The following is a 13,881-nucleotide window of genomic DNA, read 5'->3' as shown; positions in this document are numbered from 1 at the left end:
ATGATGTTTTTGAAAAATTTCAACGGGTTTTCCCCGCACTTGTCCACATCCGCTGTGGAAAAGTGCGGGCAGATCCGGACCGTCAGTCAAGAAAAAACATGTCGAAGAAAACGTCATCCGCGCAATACAGCGAAGCGTCGATCAAGGTGCTCAAGGGGCTCGAGCCGGTCAAGCAGCGGCCGGGCATGTACACGCGTACCGAAAATCCGCTGCATATCGTTCAGGAAGTGATCGACAACGCCTCGGACGAGGCGCTGGGCGGATACGGCAATCAGATCGACGTCACGCTGCACAAAGACGGCAGCGTCAGCGTCGAGGACGACGGACGCGGCATCCCCGTCGGCCCGCACCCGGAGGAGCGGGTGCCGGTGGTCGAAATCGTTTTTACCCGGTTGCACGCCGGCGGCAAGTTCGATAAGGCCGCCGGCGGTGCCTACACTTTCTCGGGCGGCTTGCACGGTGTCGGCGTTTCGGTCACCAATGCGTTGTCGACCCGCCTGGCGGTCACGGTCTGGCGCGATGGCCAGGTCTCGGATATCGTCTTCTCCGGCGGCGATGTGAGCGAGCCCCTGCGCTCGCGCCCCATCGCGCGCGGCGAGAAAAAAAGCGGCACGCGCGTGACGGTCTGGCCCGACCCCAAGTATTTCGACGCGAATCACATTCCGTTGCCCGACTTGCAACGCCTGTTGCGTTCCAAGGCCGTGCTGCTGCCCGGCGTGTGCGTGAGACTGCGCAACGAAAAAAATGGCGACCAGCAGGAGTGGCGCTACGAGCATGGTCTGCGTGGCTATCTGCTGGAGGCGCTCAATGGCGCTGAACCGCTGATTCCCCTGTTCGAGGGCGAGCGGTTCGCCGATGCGAACGAAGATAGCTTCGCCGAAGGCGAGGGCGCGGCATGGGTCGTGGCCTGGAGCGAAGACGGCGCGCTGGTGCGCGAATCGTACGTCAACCTGATTCCCACGCCGGCTGGCGGCACGCACGAAGCCGGGCTGCGCGACGGGTTGTTCCAGGCCGTCAAGAGCTTCGTCGAGTTGCATGGCCTGCAGCCCAAGGGCGTCAAGGTGCTGCCGGAAGACGTTTTCTCGCGCGTGTCTTTCGTGCTGTCGGCCAAAGTGCTCGATCCGCAGTTCCAGGGGCAGATCAAGGAGCGTTTGAACAGCCGCGACGCGGTGCGCCTGGTGTCGGCCTTTACTCGGCCGGCGCTTGAACTGTGGCTCAACCAGCACGTCGAGCATGGCAAGAAGCTGGCCGAACTCGTGATACGCCAGGCGCAGGCGCGCACGCGCGCCGGACAAAAGATCGAGAAGCGCAAGAGTTCGGGCGTGGCGGTGCTGCCTGGCAAGCTGACCGACTGCGAATCGGAAGACATCGCGCGCAATGAACTGTTCCTGGTCGAGGGCGATTCGGCTGGCGGCTCGGCCAAGATGGGCCGCGACAAGGAGTTCCAAGCCATCCTGCCGCTGCGCGGCAAGGTGCTCAATACCTGGGAAACCGAGCGCGATCGGCTGTTCGCCAATAACGAGGTGCACGATATCGCCGTGGCGATCGGCGTCGACCCGCACGGCCAGGGGCAGGACGCCGATCTGTCGAATTTGCGTTACGGCAAAATCTGCATTTTGTCGGACGCCGACGTGGACGGCTCGCACATTCAGGTATTGCTGTTGACGCTGTTCTTCCGTCACTTCCCGCAGTTGATTGCGCGCGGTCATGTGTTCGTCGCACGCCCGCCGCTGTATCGGGTCGACGCGCCGGCGCGCGGCAAGAAGCCGGTCCAGAAGCTGTATGCGCTTGATGAAGGCGAGCTGGAGGCGATTCTGGACAAGCTGCGCAAGGAAGGCGTGCGCGAGGGTAGTTGGGCGATCAGCCGATTCAAGGGGCTGGGCGAAATGAGCGCGGAGCAATTGTGGGAGACCACCATGAATCCCGACACCCGCCGCCTGAGCCCGGTCAAGCTCGGCGAGCTCGATTTCGATACGACCGTCGCGCGCATGAATATGTTGATGGGCAAAGGCGAAGCGGCGGCGCGCCGCAGTTGGCTCGAAGAGAAAGGCAACGAGGCGCAAGCCGACATCTGAGCGACTGGCCGAATCTTCTCTCCGATTTCTGAAAATGCACAGCTGATTTATGGAACAACAAGACATTCTTTTCGAGCCGGATGCCGATGCCCTGACGCTCGGCGCCTATGCCGAACGCGCCTACCTCGACTATGCGGTCAGCGTGGTCAAGGGGCGCGCGCTGCCCGACGTTTGCGATGGGCAAAAGCCGGTGCAGCGCCGCATCCTCTTCGCGATGAACGAGATGGGGCTGGCGGCCGACGCCAAACCGGTCAAGTCCGCGCGCGTGGTCGGCGACGTGCTGGGCAAGTTTCACCCGCACGGCGACCAGTCGGCCTATGACGCCCTGGTACGTCTGGCCCAAGGCTTCTCGATGCGGTATCCGCTGATCGACGGGCAAGGTAATTTCGGCTCGCGCGACGGCGATGGTGCGGCGGCCATGCGCTACACCGAAGCACGCCTGACGCCGATCGCTCGCCTGCTGCTCGACGAAATCGATGCCGGCACGGTCGATTTCGTGCCTAACTATGACGGTTCGACCGAAGAGCCCAGGACCTTGCCGGCGCGTCTGCCGTTCGTGCTGCTCAATGGCGCTTCCGGCATTGCGGTGGGGCTGGCGACCGAGATTCCGTCGCACAATCTGCGCGAGGTGGCCGACGCGGCGATCGCCTTGATTCGCAATCCGAAGCTCGATTCGGGCGACTTGCTCGACCACATCAGCGCACCCGATTTTCCAGGCGGTGGCCAGATCATTTCGAGCCAGGCCGACATCCGCGCCGCCTACGAGGCCGGCCGCGGCAGTCTGAAAGTGCGGGCGCGCTGGAAAATCGAGGAGCTGGCGCGTGGTCAGTGGCAACTGGTGGTGCATGAATTGCCGCCCAACGCCTCCTGCCAGAAAGTGCTCGAAGAGATCGAGGAAATCACCAACCCAAAGGTCAAGCTCGGCAAGAAGTCGCTGACTCCCGAGCAGACGCAGCTCAAGCAAAGCGTGCTGGCGCTGCTCGACGCGGTGCGCGACGAATCTGGCAAGAACGCGCCGGTCAGGCTGGTGTTCGAACCGAAGTCGAGCCGGATCGATCAGACCGAGTTTGTCAATGCGCTGCTGGCGCATACCAGCATGGAGTCGAACGCGGCGATCAATCTGGTGATGATCGGCGCCGACGGCCGGCCGCGCCAGAAATCGCTACGCGACATCCTGAGCGAATGGATCGGCTTTCGCTTTGCCACGGTCACGCGCCGCACGCAGTATCGACTCGGCAAGGTGGACGATCGCATTCACATCCTGGAAGGGCGTCTGACGGTCTTCCTCAATATCGACGAGGTGATTCGCATTATTCGCGAATCGGACGAACCCAAGACGGCGTTGATCGAAGCGTTCGGTCTGAGCGAGCGGCAAGCCGAAGATATTCTCGAAATCCGCTTGCGCCAATTGGCCCGTCTCGAAGCGATCAAGCTCGAACAGGAGCTGGCAACGCTGCGTGACGAAAAGGCCAAGCTCGAAGAACTGCTCGCCAGCGAGACGGCCATGAAGCGGCTCATCATCAGGGAGATCGAGGCGGACGCCAAGCAATTCGGCGACGCCCGCCGCACGTTGATCCAGGAGGAAAAGCGCGCCACCCTGGAGACGCGCGTAGTCGACGAACCCGTTACCGTGGTGGTGTCGCAAAAGGGCTGGCTGCGCACGCAAAAAGGGCATGGTCTCGATCAGCAGCAATTCAGCTTCAAAAGCGGCGACGCCCTGTATGGCGCATTCGAGTGCCGCTCGGTCGATCAACTGATCGCCTGGGGCAGCAGCGGCCGGGTCTACTCGGTGCCGGTCTCGGCGTTGCCCGGCGGGCGCGGCGATGGCGTGCCGATGACGTCGCTGGTCGAGCTGGAGCCAGGATCGCATCTGACGCATTATTTCGCTGGACCGGCCGAACAGGTGCTGATGCTGGCGACCAGCGCCGGCTTTGGTTTTACCGCGCGGATCGGCGATATGGTCAGCCGCGTCAAGGCCGGCAAGGCGTTCATGACGATCGACGACGGCGCCGCGCCGCTGCGGCCGGCGCCTGTCTGGCAAGGCGCGCATCAACTGGCGTGCCTGTCGGCCGACGGGCGCGTGCTGGTATGCGAGCTGGATGAAATCAAGTCGCTCAGTGGCGGAGGGCGCGGGCTCACGCTCATTGACCTCGGCGGCAAGGAGACCTTGCTGCAGGCTCTGCCGATCGGCCCGGGCGGGCTGGTGCTGTTTGGCGTGGGCCGTGGCGGCAAGCCGCAACAGGCGACGCTCGCCGGCGAAGCGCTGACCCCGCACCTCGGCAAGCGCGCGCGCCGGGGCCGCGCTCCGGCAACAAAATTCAAGGTGACGGATCTGATGCCGGTGTTGCCGCAAATGACACCGGGGACGACTGCCACGCCCTGATGCTTGACCCTACCCCCCATTTTTCGGAGGCATGTCATGAAGTTGTACGCGCTGAGTCTTTTTCTGCATCTCACCAGTGTCACCGTCTGGGTCGGCGGAATGTTCTTCGCTTACCTCTGTCTGCGCCCCGCAGCATCGAGCCTGACGCCGGAGCAACGCTTGCCGCTATGGGAGGCCGCGCTGGGTCGATTTCTGAATTGGGTCGGCATTGCCGTCTTGCTGATCCTGCTCTCAGGCCTCTACATGATGATGGCGATGGGGCCCGCCAACACGCCCTGGCCGATTCATGCGATGGCGGGCCTGGGGATTGTCATGATGCTGGCGTTCGGGCATGCCCGCTTTGCATCCTATCCGCGCCTGCGCCGCGCGGTACAGGCGCAGAACTGGCCGGACGGCGCCCGCGCACTGGACGGCGTGCGCCGGATCGTGGCCTTCAATCTGGCGCTGGGCTTTATCGTGATTGCGCTGGCGGCAGCCATTCGCGGCTGAGCGGGGAAAACAGACGCCGGCGCCACGGGGCGCCGGCGCAGTGGTGCTAGCGGGCGCCTGACAGCGCCGGCAGAATTTGGCCACGGCATTCGCCAAAGCCAACGCGATAACCATCGCCCTGGCACCAGCCGACCAGCGTCAATTCGTCGCCGTCCTCGATGAAAGTGCGGGTTTCGCCGCTCTCGAGCGTCATCGGATGCTTGCCGCCCCACGTTATTTCCAGCAGGCTGCCGTAGGAATCAGGGGTCGGGCCGCTGATCGTGCCCGAACCCATCAGATCGCCCACTCGCGTATTGCATCCCGAGACCGTGTGATGCGCGAGCTGCTGCGCCATGGTCCAGTACATGTACTTGAAATTCGTGCGCGAGATGGTGCTTGCCCGCGCTGCCTGCGCCGGGCGCATGCGCACTTCGAGATGAATGTCGAAGCCGTGCTGGCCGGCATGGCGCAGATACGGCAGCGGCTGTGGCGATTGCTCGGGTTGCGCGACGCGAAATGGCTCGAGCGCGTCGAGCGTGACGATCCATGGCGAAATCGTGGTGGCGAACGTCTTGGCGTTGAATGGGCCGAGCGGCACGTACTCCCATTGCTGGATATCGCGCGCGCTCCAGTCGTTGAGCAGCACCATGCCGAAAATATGCTGCTCGGCGTCCTCGCACGCGATCGGCTCGCCCAGCGCATTGCCCTGGCCCACGATGAAGCCGGTTTCCAGTTCGATATCCAGGCGGCGGCAGGGGCCGAATACCGGGCGCTCCTGATCCGGCAACTTGATCTGCCCGTTGGGGCGTCGCACCGGCGTGCCGCTGACCACCACCGACGAGGCCCGACCGTTGTAACCGATGGGGATTTCCAGCCAGTTCGGCAGCAGTGCGTTTTTCGGGTCGCGAAACATCGCGCCGACATTGGTCGCATGTTCTTTCGACGAGTAGAAATCGGTGTAGCCAGGGATATCCACCGGCAGATGCAAGGTGGCCACCGCCTGCTTGACCAGGGCACGCTCGCGCAGCGCGCTGTTGTCGCGCAGCGTGGCGGTGCCTTCGCGCAGCAGGCGGCTCAGTTGCAGGCGGGTGTCGCGCCAGGCGGCGCGGCCCAGGGCAATGAAGGGGTTGAGCGTGGCAGCTGCGAACACCGGTTGCTCGGCGCCGGGGGGGCTCACGAGCCCGGCGGCCTCGAGTGCGGCCAGATCGACGATGACTTCGCCAATGGCCACGCCGACGCGCGGTTGCGGGTCGTCGGCAGTGGAGAAAATGCCGAACGGCAGATTCTGGATCGGGAAATCGCAGGCCGGATCGTTGGCGCTGCTGATCCAGCTCTTCAGTTTGGGGTCGTGGGTTTCGTTCAACGATGTCATCGGCGCGTCTCTTATCTCGCGTTCGGGTTGAAGTGCTTGCGCAAGCCTTGCCAGCATTCGAAGTAATCTTGCTGACGCAACGGGGTATCGAGTGCGAAGCGGGTCGGATGAATCACGGCGCGCGTCTCGAACATGAACGCCATGGTGTTGTCGACCTTGTGCGGCCGGCTGGTATCGCTGCGGCTGGCATTTTCGAACGTCTCGGCGTCGGGCCCGTGACCGCTCATGCAATTATGCAGGCTCGCGCCGCCGGGCACAAAGCCCTCGGCCTTGGCGTCATAGGCGCCCTTGATCAGACCCATGAACTCGCTGGCGATATTGCGATGGAACCAGGGCGGGCGGAAGGTATTTTCGGCGGCCAGCCAGCGCGGCGGGAAAATCACGAAGTCGATGGTATCGACGCCCGGGGTGTCGCTGGGCGCCTGCAGCACCAGGAAGATCGACGGATCGGGGTGATCGTAGCTGATCGAGCCGATCGTGTTGAAGTGGCGCAGATCATATTTGTAGGGAGCGTAATTGCCGTGCCACGCGACCACGTCCAGCGGCGAATGGTCGATCTGTGCGCGCCATAGATTGCCGCTGAATTTCGCCACCAGTTCGAATTTGCCCTCACGATCCTCATACCAGGCCTGGGGCGTGAGGAAGTCGCGCGGATTGGCCAGGCCGTTCGAGCCGATCACGCCCAGGTCGGGCAGGCGCAGCAGCGCGCCATAGTTTTCGCAAATGTAGCCGCGCGCCGCGCCATCCGGCAATTCGACGCGAAAGCGTACGCCACGCGGGATCACTGCGATTTCGAGCGGCTCGATGTCGAGCCGCCCGAGTTCGGTGGCGATATGCAGGCGGCCCTCTTGGGGCACGATCAGCAGTTCGCCGTCGGCGTTATAGAAGAAGCGGTCCTGCATCGAACGGTTGGCGGCATACCAATGGATCGCGCAGCCGCTCATGGCTTCGGGCGCGCCGTTGCCGGCCATCGTGACCCACCCGTCGATAAAGTCGGTCGGAGCCTCGGGGATGGGCAGCGGGTTCCAGCGCAGTTGATTGGGCGGGGTGGCCAAGTCACCGAAGCGGCTCACGATGCGATCGTTGGCCAGCTGGACGAACGGCTGGTGCATCGCGGCCGGGCGGATGCGATAGAGCCACGAGCGGCGGTTATGGCTGCGCGGCGCGGTGAACGCGGCACCGTTGAGCTGCTCGGCGTAGAGACCGTAGGGGGCTTGCTGCGGCGAATTGCGCCCGACCGGCAACGCGCCCGGCAGTGCCTCGGTCGCGAATTCGTTGCCGAAGCCGGACTGATAGCCGGCGGTCTGCGCTGCCACGGGCAATGCCACTTCGTTCGGTGAGACCTGATTCATCAGCGGTTCTCCTGATCAAAAATAGAGACTCCCCGGCACGCGCCGGACGTCGATGACGCTATTTTCGTCCAGTTGATCCATCTTCGTGCAAAAAATGAGAAAATAACTCTTATTGATTTCATGAATAATGGTCATGCGCGAACTCCGGGACCTCGATCTGAATTTGCTGGTGGTGTTCCAGGCGCTCTATCAGGAGCGACAGGTGTCCCTGGTGGCGCGTCGCCTCGGTTTGTCGCAACCGGCGGTCAGTAACGCGCTGGCGAGGCTGCGTAAAACATTCAACGACGAGTTGTTCGTTCGTTCGCCGCAGGGCATGCTGCCGACACCGCTGACGGTCACGCTGGCCGATCCGATCGCGGTCGCGCTCGAGAACGTGGCGTGCGCGCTCAATCACGAGGAGCGTTTCGATCCGGGCACCAGCCGCCGGCAATTCACCCTTGCCATGAGCGACGTCGGCGAGATTTATTTCATGCCGGCGCTGGCACAGCTGTGCCGCGCCAGCGCGCCTGGCGTGCGTCTGCAGACGGTGCGGGTGGCCAGTCAGGCGCTGGGCGAGGCGATGGCGGCCGGCCGGATCGATCTGGCGATCGGCGCTTTCGAACGCCGCTCCGACGCGCTGTTCCAGCGCCGCCTGTTCAAGCAGTCCTATCTGAGCCTGTTCCGCGCGGGCCATCCGCTCGATGGCAAGCCACTGACCCGCAAGGCGTTTGCCGCGGCCGAGCATCTGTTCGTCACGGGGCAGGACGATCCCTACGATCGCCTGAATGCCCATCTGGAGAAAATCGGGATTGCCGCGAGCGCCAAATTCCGGGTGCCGAGCCTGATCGCCGTGCCGTTTATTGTCGGCAGCACCGATCTGGTCGTGACCGTGCCGCAGAAGCTGGCCGAACGCGTGGCCGAACCGTTCGGACTGCGCCACGCGGCGCCGCCGATTCCGCTGCCGGCGCTGCAGACGCATGTGTTCTGGCATCGGCGCGCGCACCAGGACCCGGGTAATCAATGGTTGCGGCAATTGCTGGCGGACAGCTTCGCCGAATGACACCAGCCGCCGCGGCGCGGCCGGCGGTGTCAATGAGGCGCGTGTTCCGCGCATAGCTCGACGAAGGCCCGCACCAGTGGACTCGGATCGTCGTGCCGGTGTGCAAGCAGCAACGGCGATATGGCGTCGGCATCGGACAGCCGGACGTAGCGCACCCCGTCGATCTGAATGCACTGGATGGCGGCCGGCAAAATCGAAATTCCCAGCCCGGTGGCCACCAGCGCGACGATGGTGGTGGATTCGCGCGCTTCCTGCACGATGGTCGGCGTGTACCCGGCGTGCTCGCACATCTGCACGATCTTATGGTGGATGGCGGTGCCTGAGCCGCGCGGATGCAGGATGAAGCGCTCTGCGCGCAGCTCGCGAATCGCCACTGTCCGGCGACCGGCCAGCGGATGATCGCGATGCAGCACCAAAACCAGCGCCTCGTTGCTCAGCACCGAGAATTGCACCGAAGGCGCGGGCCCGATGTGCTCGGGGCGGCGCACCAGGCCGATATCCAGCTGGCGCTGCTCGATCGCCTGGACCTGAAGCGACGAAGGCATTTCATGCAGCGTGAGCGTCACCTGGGCAAACCGCTTGCGATAAGCGCTGAGCACCTGCTGTAGCAGCGACGTGAAGGGTGACGAGGTGGTGAAGCCGATGCGCAATTCGCCACTCTCGCAGCCGGTGATGCTGCGCGCTTCGTGGGCGGCGCTCTCGACGTCAGCCAGGATCGCCTCGGCTCGCGCCAGGAAAATGCGGCCGGCGTCCGTGAGGAATACCCGGCGGCGCGTGCGCTCGAACAGCGTCACGCCCAGCTCCTGTTCCAGCGCCCGGATCTGCATGCTCAACGGCGGTTGGCCGATATTGAGCTTGGCCGCCGCGCGGGAGAAGTGCAGCTCGCGGGCCACGGTCACGAAATAGCGAAGATGGCGCAGTTCCATTGATATTTTTTATATATTGAAAAGCGGTGAAAATATATATTGGACTGGAATTAAGTACAACTTTAATATAGTTCGTTATCGTCTTCATCGCAGCGCGCGCATGTCGTCCCTCCCCACCGATTCGTTTGCTCCGTCCGGCGCGACGCCGTCAGCCGGGGTCACGCGCGGCTCGCGGCGTTATACCCACATCAGTTGGGCAATGTTCTTCGGTGGCTTCGCGACCTTCGCGCAGCTCTACTGCATGCAGTCACTGCTGCCGCTGCTGTCGGCCCATTTCGATATCACGCCGGCGCGCAGCAGCCTGGCGGTGTCGGCTTCCACGCTGACCATGGCCGGCGGGCTGCTCGTGACCTGCCTGCTGGCGGACAGCATCAGCCGCAAGCGCCTGATGTGCGCGGCGCTGTTCAGCTCGTCGCTGCTGACTATCCTGTCGGCCTTTACGCCCGGTTTCGCTTCGCTGATCACCCTTTGCGGACTCAAGGGGCTGGCGCTTTCTGGGCTGCCCGCCATTGCCATGGCTTATCTGAGCGAAGAGGTCGAGCACGGCTCGCTGGGTATGTCGATGGGCCTGTACATCAGCGGCAATATCCTTGGCGGCATGGTCGGGCGCGTCGGTTCAGCGCTGTTGGCCGATGTATTTTCATGGCGTGTGGCGGTGGCTGTGATCGGCGTGAGCTGCTTTCTGATGAGTCTGCAGTTCGTGCGCAGCCTGCCGCCGTCGCAGCGCTTTGCGCCGCGCCGCGCGCCGGTGAGCGACATCGTGCGCCAGGCCCGGCGTCATCTGAAAGACCCGGCACTGCTGGGCCTGTACCTGTTCGCCGGGTTGATGATGGGTAGTTTCGTCAGCGTCTATAACTATCTCGGCTTTCGATTGGCGGCGCCGCCGTTCGCTCTGCCGCAGGCAGTGATCGGCATGATTTTTTCGATGTACCTGATCGGTGTGATGGGCTCGTTCATTGCCGGGCCGCTGTCCGACCGGCTCGGGCGTCACCGCATGCTGTGGCTGCTCGTGGCGCTGGCCCTGTGCGGTTTGCTGCTCACGCTGTCGCAACAGTTGGTGTGGGTCATCGGCGGGCTGGCGCTATTTACGTTTGGATTCTTCGGCGGCCATACGGTCGCCAGCAGCTGGGTCGGTCAGCATGCCCGCGAAGGGCGCGCCGCTGCATCGGCCCTGTATCTTTTCTTCTATTACATGGGGTCGACGGTGCTGGGTACCTACACGGGTGTGGTGATGCACGGCGCGGGCTGGCATGGCGTGGTTGCCCTGTTGAGCGTGGCGCTACTGATTTCTTTGGCGGTGTCGCTGGCGATGCGCCGCGCTTTTATGCGCAGGGGGTAGCCCATGGAGCATCGGACATCGTCGCCGGAACCGGGCGAAACGCCGCCGGCGCAAGGCGTTGGCGAGGCTGCGGTGTCGATCACTGCCGCTGAACTGTTTCGCACGTTTACGGTGATGGGGCTCTACGGCTTTGGTGGCGTCATGCCTTGGGCGCACCGCATTCTCGTCGAGCGCAAGCGCTGGCTCGACGACCGCGAGTTTGCCGAACTGCTGAGCCTGGGGCAGATTCTGCCGGGACCGAATATCACCAATCTGGCGGTCATGTTCGGTTATCGATGCAGCGGGGTGCGCGGTGCCGGCGCCGCGGTCGGTGGGTTGCTCAGCCTGCCGTTTTTCATCGTGCTGCTGCTTGGCGGGCTTTATCATCGCTACGGTGATGTGCCTGCGGTGCAGGGCGCCCTGCGCGGTATGACCGCCGTGGCCGCCGGGCTGATTTTCGTCACGGGACTGAAGCTTGCTCGCAAGCAGCCCCGCACTCGGCGCGGCCTGCTATTCGGGGCGCTGGCGCTGATATGTGTCGGCGGGCTGCAATGGTCGCTGCCGCTGGTGATGGCGGTACTGATTCCGGTGGCGATTGGCGTCGAATGGAGGGCGCGCGCATGAACGTTCTGCTGACTCTGGCCGGGCACTTCTTCCTCATCTCGCTGATCTCGTTTGGCGGCGCCAGCGCGGTTTTGCCGGAGATGCACCGCTTCCTGGTCGAATCGATGCACTGGCTGACCAACAGCCAGTTCGTCGCCCTGTATGCCATTTCGCAGGCCTCGCCGGGGCCGAACGTGTTGTTCGTTGCGCTGTTCGGCTGGCAAGTGGCGGGCGTCATCGGTGCACTGGTGTCGATGCTCGCGATGTGCGGACCCACCTCGTTGCTGGCCTTGGCCGTCGAGCGGTATGGCCGTCGGCACCAGGACTCGCGCTGGCACATCACGGTGCGCCGGGCGCTGGCGCCGCCGACGATCGGCTTGCTGCTGGCGACCGCCTACGTGCTGGCGCGCTCGGCCGACGTGAACTGGCGGCTCGTGCTGCTGACCCTGCTGACAGTCGCAGTCGGGGCGCGCACCCGCATCAACCTGTTGTGGATGATCGGCGCGGGTGCGCTGCTCGGCGCGCTCGGCTGGTTGTGAGCGGATCACGAAACCGCTGCTGCACGGCCGCGCAGCCCAATAAAAAATGCTGCGGTCCTGGTGGACATCGCAGCATTTTTTTCGGGAACTGCCGTTGGTGGCTTATTCGACCTCGGCGATCAGTTCGATTTCCACGCAGGCACCCAGTGGAATTTGTGCGACGCCGAATGCGGAGCGGGCGTGCTTGCCGCGCTCGCCGAACACTTGCGCCAGCAATTCGGAAGCACCGTTGGTCACCAGATGTTGCTCGGTGTATTCGAGCGTCGAATTGACCAGGCTCATGACCTTGACGATGCGTTTGACCTTGTTCAAGTCGCCGGTGTGGGCATGCAGTGTGGCCAGCAGGTCGATCGCCACGGCGCGCGCGGCGGCGGCGCCTTCCTGGGTAGTGATGTCCTTGCCCAGCTTGCCGGCCCAGACCTTGCCGTCTTTCTTGGCGATGTGGCCCGACAGGAACACGGTGTTGCCGGTTTGCGCGCTCATCACATACGCGGCCGCCGGCGCGCCGGCGCTGGGCAGTTCAATACCGAGTTGTTTCAGTGTGTCGTAGACGGACATGCGAATTTCCTTGTTGAATGGATGGCGGTGAAAGGGAGTACGCTTCAGGCGGCTTGCTTGTCGAGCGCAGCGGTGATCAAGCGGGCCAGCGTGGCGACACCCTGCTCGATTTTCGCCGGCGGCACGGTCACGAATGACAGCCGCAGCGTGTTGCTTGGCGCTCCGTTGGCGAAAAACGGCGCACCCGGAACGAAAGCGACATTGTGTGCGACCGCCTGCTCGAGCAACTGCATGGTGTCGATGTTGCCGGGCAGTGTCACCCAGATGAACATGCCGCCGGCGGGCTGGTTCCAGTGTGCGCCGGCCGGCATGTGGCGCGCCAGCGCGTCGAGCATGGCCCGGCACTGGGCCGAGTACAACAGCCGGATCGTTGGGATGTGCGCATCGAGAAAGCCGTCCTTGACGACCTCGTAGACGACGCGCTGCAGCAGGCTGGGCGAGTGCAGGTCGGCCGCCTGCTTGGCCTGCACCAGCTTGAAATGCACCTGTGGCGGCGCGATCACGTAGCCCAGGCGCAAGCCGGGCGCCAGGACCTTGGAGAACGAGCCGAGGTGGATCACGTGATCTGGCGCCAGCGAAAGCAGGGTCGGCAGGCTCTTGCCCTCATAGTCGAGCGCGCCATAGGGATCGTCCTCGACGATCGGCAGGCCCCGGTCGCGGGCAATCGCTGCCAGGGCCTGGCGACGCGCCAGCGGCAGGCGGCGTCCGGTCGGATTCTGGAAGTTCGGCATCGCGTACAGAAAGCGCGCGCCGTCGGTGAGGGCCGGGCTCAGCGCCTCGGGGACCAGCCCGTCGTCGTCGGTCGGCACGGAAACGTACTGTGGCGAGAACAGCGAAAAGGACTGCAGCGCGCCCAGGTAGCTGGGGGCTTCGACCAGCACGCGGCTGCCTTCGTCGATCAGGATCTTGCCGAGCAGGTCGAGTGCTTGTTGAGAGCCGGTCGTGATCAGCACGTCGTCGGGTTTGACGGTGTGCTGCGGCGTCGAATAGCGGGCCGCGACCCACTCGCGCAGCGGCAGGTAGCCCTCGGTGGCGCTATATTGCAGGGCGGCGTGGGGCGCTTCGCTCAGCACGCGATTGGCGGCGGCGCGAATTTGATCGGCGGGAAAGGTGGCCGGGGAGGGCAGCCCGCCGGCGAATGAGATCACCTCCGGACGTTCGGTCACCTTGAGGATCTCTCGGATCGCCGAGCTGGTGAGATTGCGCGCGCGCTGGGAAAAAGGCCAATCGTTCATGCTTGTCTCGCTT

At 63.9% G+C, this 13,881-nt stretch carries 12 protein-coding genes; 7 read left to right on the top strand and 5 right to left on the bottom strand.

Features of this window, described 5'->3' with window-relative positions:
• Positions 1-98: 98 nt before the first annotated feature.
• From EPN80_RS10375 to EPN80_RS10365, 3 genes are read left to right on the top strand one after another with little or no spacing between them, the layout of a single operon-like run.
• Positions 99-2,075 carry a DNA topoisomerase IV subunit B gene (locus EPN80_RS10375; protein WP_293026429.1) on the top strand — a complete coding sequence of 659 codons (1,977 nt, stop codon included), beginning with the start codon at positions 99-101 and terminating at the stop codon, positions 2,073-2,075.
• Between the two features lie 49 nt (positions 2,076-2,124).
• The gene (gene parC / locus EPN80_RS10370; protein ID WP_293026427.1) at positions 2,125-4,458 is read left to right on the top strand and encodes a DNA topoisomerase IV subunit A; all 2,334 of its coding nucleotides are present in this window, start codon (positions 2,125-2,127) and stop codon (positions 4,456-4,458) included.
• Positions 4,459-4,494: 36 nt separating this feature from the next.
• Positions 4,495-4,947: a CopD family protein gene (locus EPN80_RS10365; RefSeq protein WP_293026425.1), complete on the top strand. Its 453-nt coding sequence runs from the start codon at positions 4,495-4,497 to the stop codon at positions 4,945-4,947.
• 46 nt (positions 4,948-4,993) lie between these two features.
• Here EPN80_RS10365 and fahA read toward each other — a convergent pair whose 3' ends face one another.
• Together fahA and hmgA are read right to left on the bottom strand one after the other, a co-directional pair.
• A complete protein-coding gene (fahA, locus tag EPN80_RS10360; RefSeq protein WP_293026423.1) occupies positions 4,994-6,298 on the bottom strand; it encodes a fumarylacetoacetase in 1,305 nt (434 codons plus the stop codon).
• Positions 6,299-6,309: 11 nt separating this feature from the next.
• Positions 6,310-7,650 (bottom strand): homogentisate 1,2-dioxygenase, encoded by a 1,341-nt coding sequence (gene hmgA, locus EPN80_RS10355; protein ID WP_293026421.1) that lies wholly within the window; start codon positions 7,648-7,650, stop codon positions 6,310-6,312.
• Between the two features lie 133 nt (positions 7,651-7,783).
• Between hmgA and EPN80_RS10350 the strand changes: the two genes are divergently transcribed.
• Positions 7,784-8,689, top strand: a complete 906-nt coding sequence (locus tag EPN80_RS10350; protein ID WP_293026419.1) for a LysR family transcriptional regulator — start codon at positions 7,784-7,786, stop codon at positions 8,687-8,689.
• A gap of 29 nt (positions 8,690-8,718) precedes the next feature.
• Here EPN80_RS10350 and EPN80_RS10345 read toward each other — a convergent pair whose 3' ends face one another.
• Complete coding sequence (locus EPN80_RS10345; RefSeq protein WP_293026417.1) at positions 8,719-9,615, bottom strand: LysR family transcriptional regulator; 897 nt, start codon at positions 9,613-9,615, stop codon at positions 8,719-8,721.
• A 100-nt stretch (positions 9,616-9,715) separates the two neighbouring features.
• Here EPN80_RS10345 and EPN80_RS10340 point away from each other — a divergent pair, with 100 nt between their 5' ends.
• From EPN80_RS10340 to EPN80_RS10330, 3 genes are read left to right on the top strand one after another with little or no spacing between them, the layout of a single operon-like run.
• The gene (locus EPN80_RS10340; protein WP_293026415.1) at positions 9,716-10,954 is read left to right on the top strand and encodes an MFS transporter; all 1,239 of its coding nucleotides are present in this window, start codon (positions 9,716-9,718) and stop codon (positions 10,952-10,954) included.
• Positions 10,955-10,957: 3 nt separating this feature from the next.
• Positions 10,958-11,557: a chromate transporter gene (locus EPN80_RS10335; protein WP_293026413.1), complete on the top strand. Its 600-nt coding sequence runs from the start codon at positions 10,958-10,960 to the stop codon at positions 11,555-11,557.
• A complete protein-coding gene (locus tag EPN80_RS10330; RefSeq protein WP_293026411.1) occupies positions 11,554-12,075 on the top strand; it encodes a chromate transporter in 522 nt (173 codons plus the stop codon). The genes EPN80_RS10335 and EPN80_RS10330 overlap by 4 nt, the downstream gene beginning before the upstream one ends.
• A 102-nt stretch (positions 12,076-12,177) precedes the next feature.
• On the opposite strand, the gene EPN80_RS10325 is transcribed toward EPN80_RS10330, so the two are convergent.
• The gene (locus EPN80_RS10325; RefSeq protein WP_293026410.1) at positions 12,178-12,633 is read right to left on the bottom strand and encodes a RidA family protein; all 456 of its coding nucleotides are present in this window, start codon (positions 12,631-12,633) and stop codon (positions 12,178-12,180) included.
• A 44-nt stretch (positions 12,634-12,677) separates the two neighbouring features.
• Positions 12,678-13,868: a PLP-dependent aminotransferase family protein gene (locus EPN80_RS10320; protein WP_293026408.1), complete on the bottom strand. Its 1,191-nt coding sequence runs from the start codon at positions 13,866-13,868 to the stop codon at positions 12,678-12,680.
• Between the last annotated feature and the right edge of the window lie 13 nt (positions 13,869-13,881).

This window comes from Pandoraea sp. (assembly GCF_004297875.1).
Taxonomy (GTDB): domain Bacteria; phylum Pseudomonadota; class Gammaproteobacteria; order Burkholderiales; family Burkholderiaceae; genus Pandoraea.
The sequence above is the reverse complement of the archived record's forward strand: the minus strand, read 5'-3'. Positions and strand labels throughout refer to the sequence as shown.

What these genes read in the sequence shown, in the direction of transcription:
- EPN80_RS10375 (WP_293026429.1), top strand. Translation starts at nt 99, where the DNA reads ATGTCGAAGAAAACGTCATCCGCGCAATACAGCGAAGCGTCGATCAAG.
- parC (WP_293026427.1), top strand. Translation starts at nt 2,125, where the DNA reads ATGGAACAACAAGACATTCTTTTCGAGCCGGATGCCGATGCCCTGACG.
- EPN80_RS10365 (WP_293026425.1), top strand. Translation starts at nt 4,495, where the DNA reads ATGAAGTTGTACGCGCTGAGTCTTTTTCTGCATCTCACCAGTGTCACC.
- fahA (WP_293026423.1), bottom strand. Translation starts at nt 6,298, where the DNA reads ATGACATCGTTGAACGAAACCCACGACCCCAAACTGAAGAGCTGGATC.
- hmgA (WP_293026421.1), bottom strand. Translation starts at nt 7,650, where the DNA reads ATGAATCAGGTCTCACCGAACGAAGTGGCATTGCCCGTGGCAGCGCAG.
- EPN80_RS10350 (WP_293026419.1), top strand. Translation starts at nt 7,784, where the DNA reads ATGCGCGAACTCCGGGACCTCGATCTGAATTTGCTGGTGGTGTTCCAG.
- EPN80_RS10345 (WP_293026417.1), bottom strand. Translation starts at nt 9,615, where the DNA reads ATGGAACTGCGCCATCTTCGCTATTTCGTGACCGTGGCCCGCGAGCTG.
- EPN80_RS10340 (WP_293026415.1), top strand. Translation starts at nt 9,716, where the DNA reads ATGTCGTCCCTCCCCACCGATTCGTTTGCTCCGTCCGGCGCGACGCCG.
- EPN80_RS10335 (WP_293026413.1), top strand. Translation starts at nt 10,958, where the DNA reads ATGGAGCATCGGACATCGTCGCCGGAACCGGGCGAAACGCCGCCGGCG.
- EPN80_RS10330 (WP_293026411.1), top strand. Translation starts at nt 11,554, where the DNA reads ATGAACGTTCTGCTGACTCTGGCCGGGCACTTCTTCCTCATCTCGCTG.
- EPN80_RS10325 (WP_293026410.1), bottom strand. Translation starts at nt 12,633, where the DNA reads ATGTCCGTCTACGACACACTGAAACAACTCGGTATTGAACTGCCCAGC.
- EPN80_RS10320 (WP_293026408.1), bottom strand. Translation starts at nt 13,868, where the DNA reads ATGAACGATTGGCCTTTTTCCCAGCGCGCGCGCAATCTCACCAGCTCG.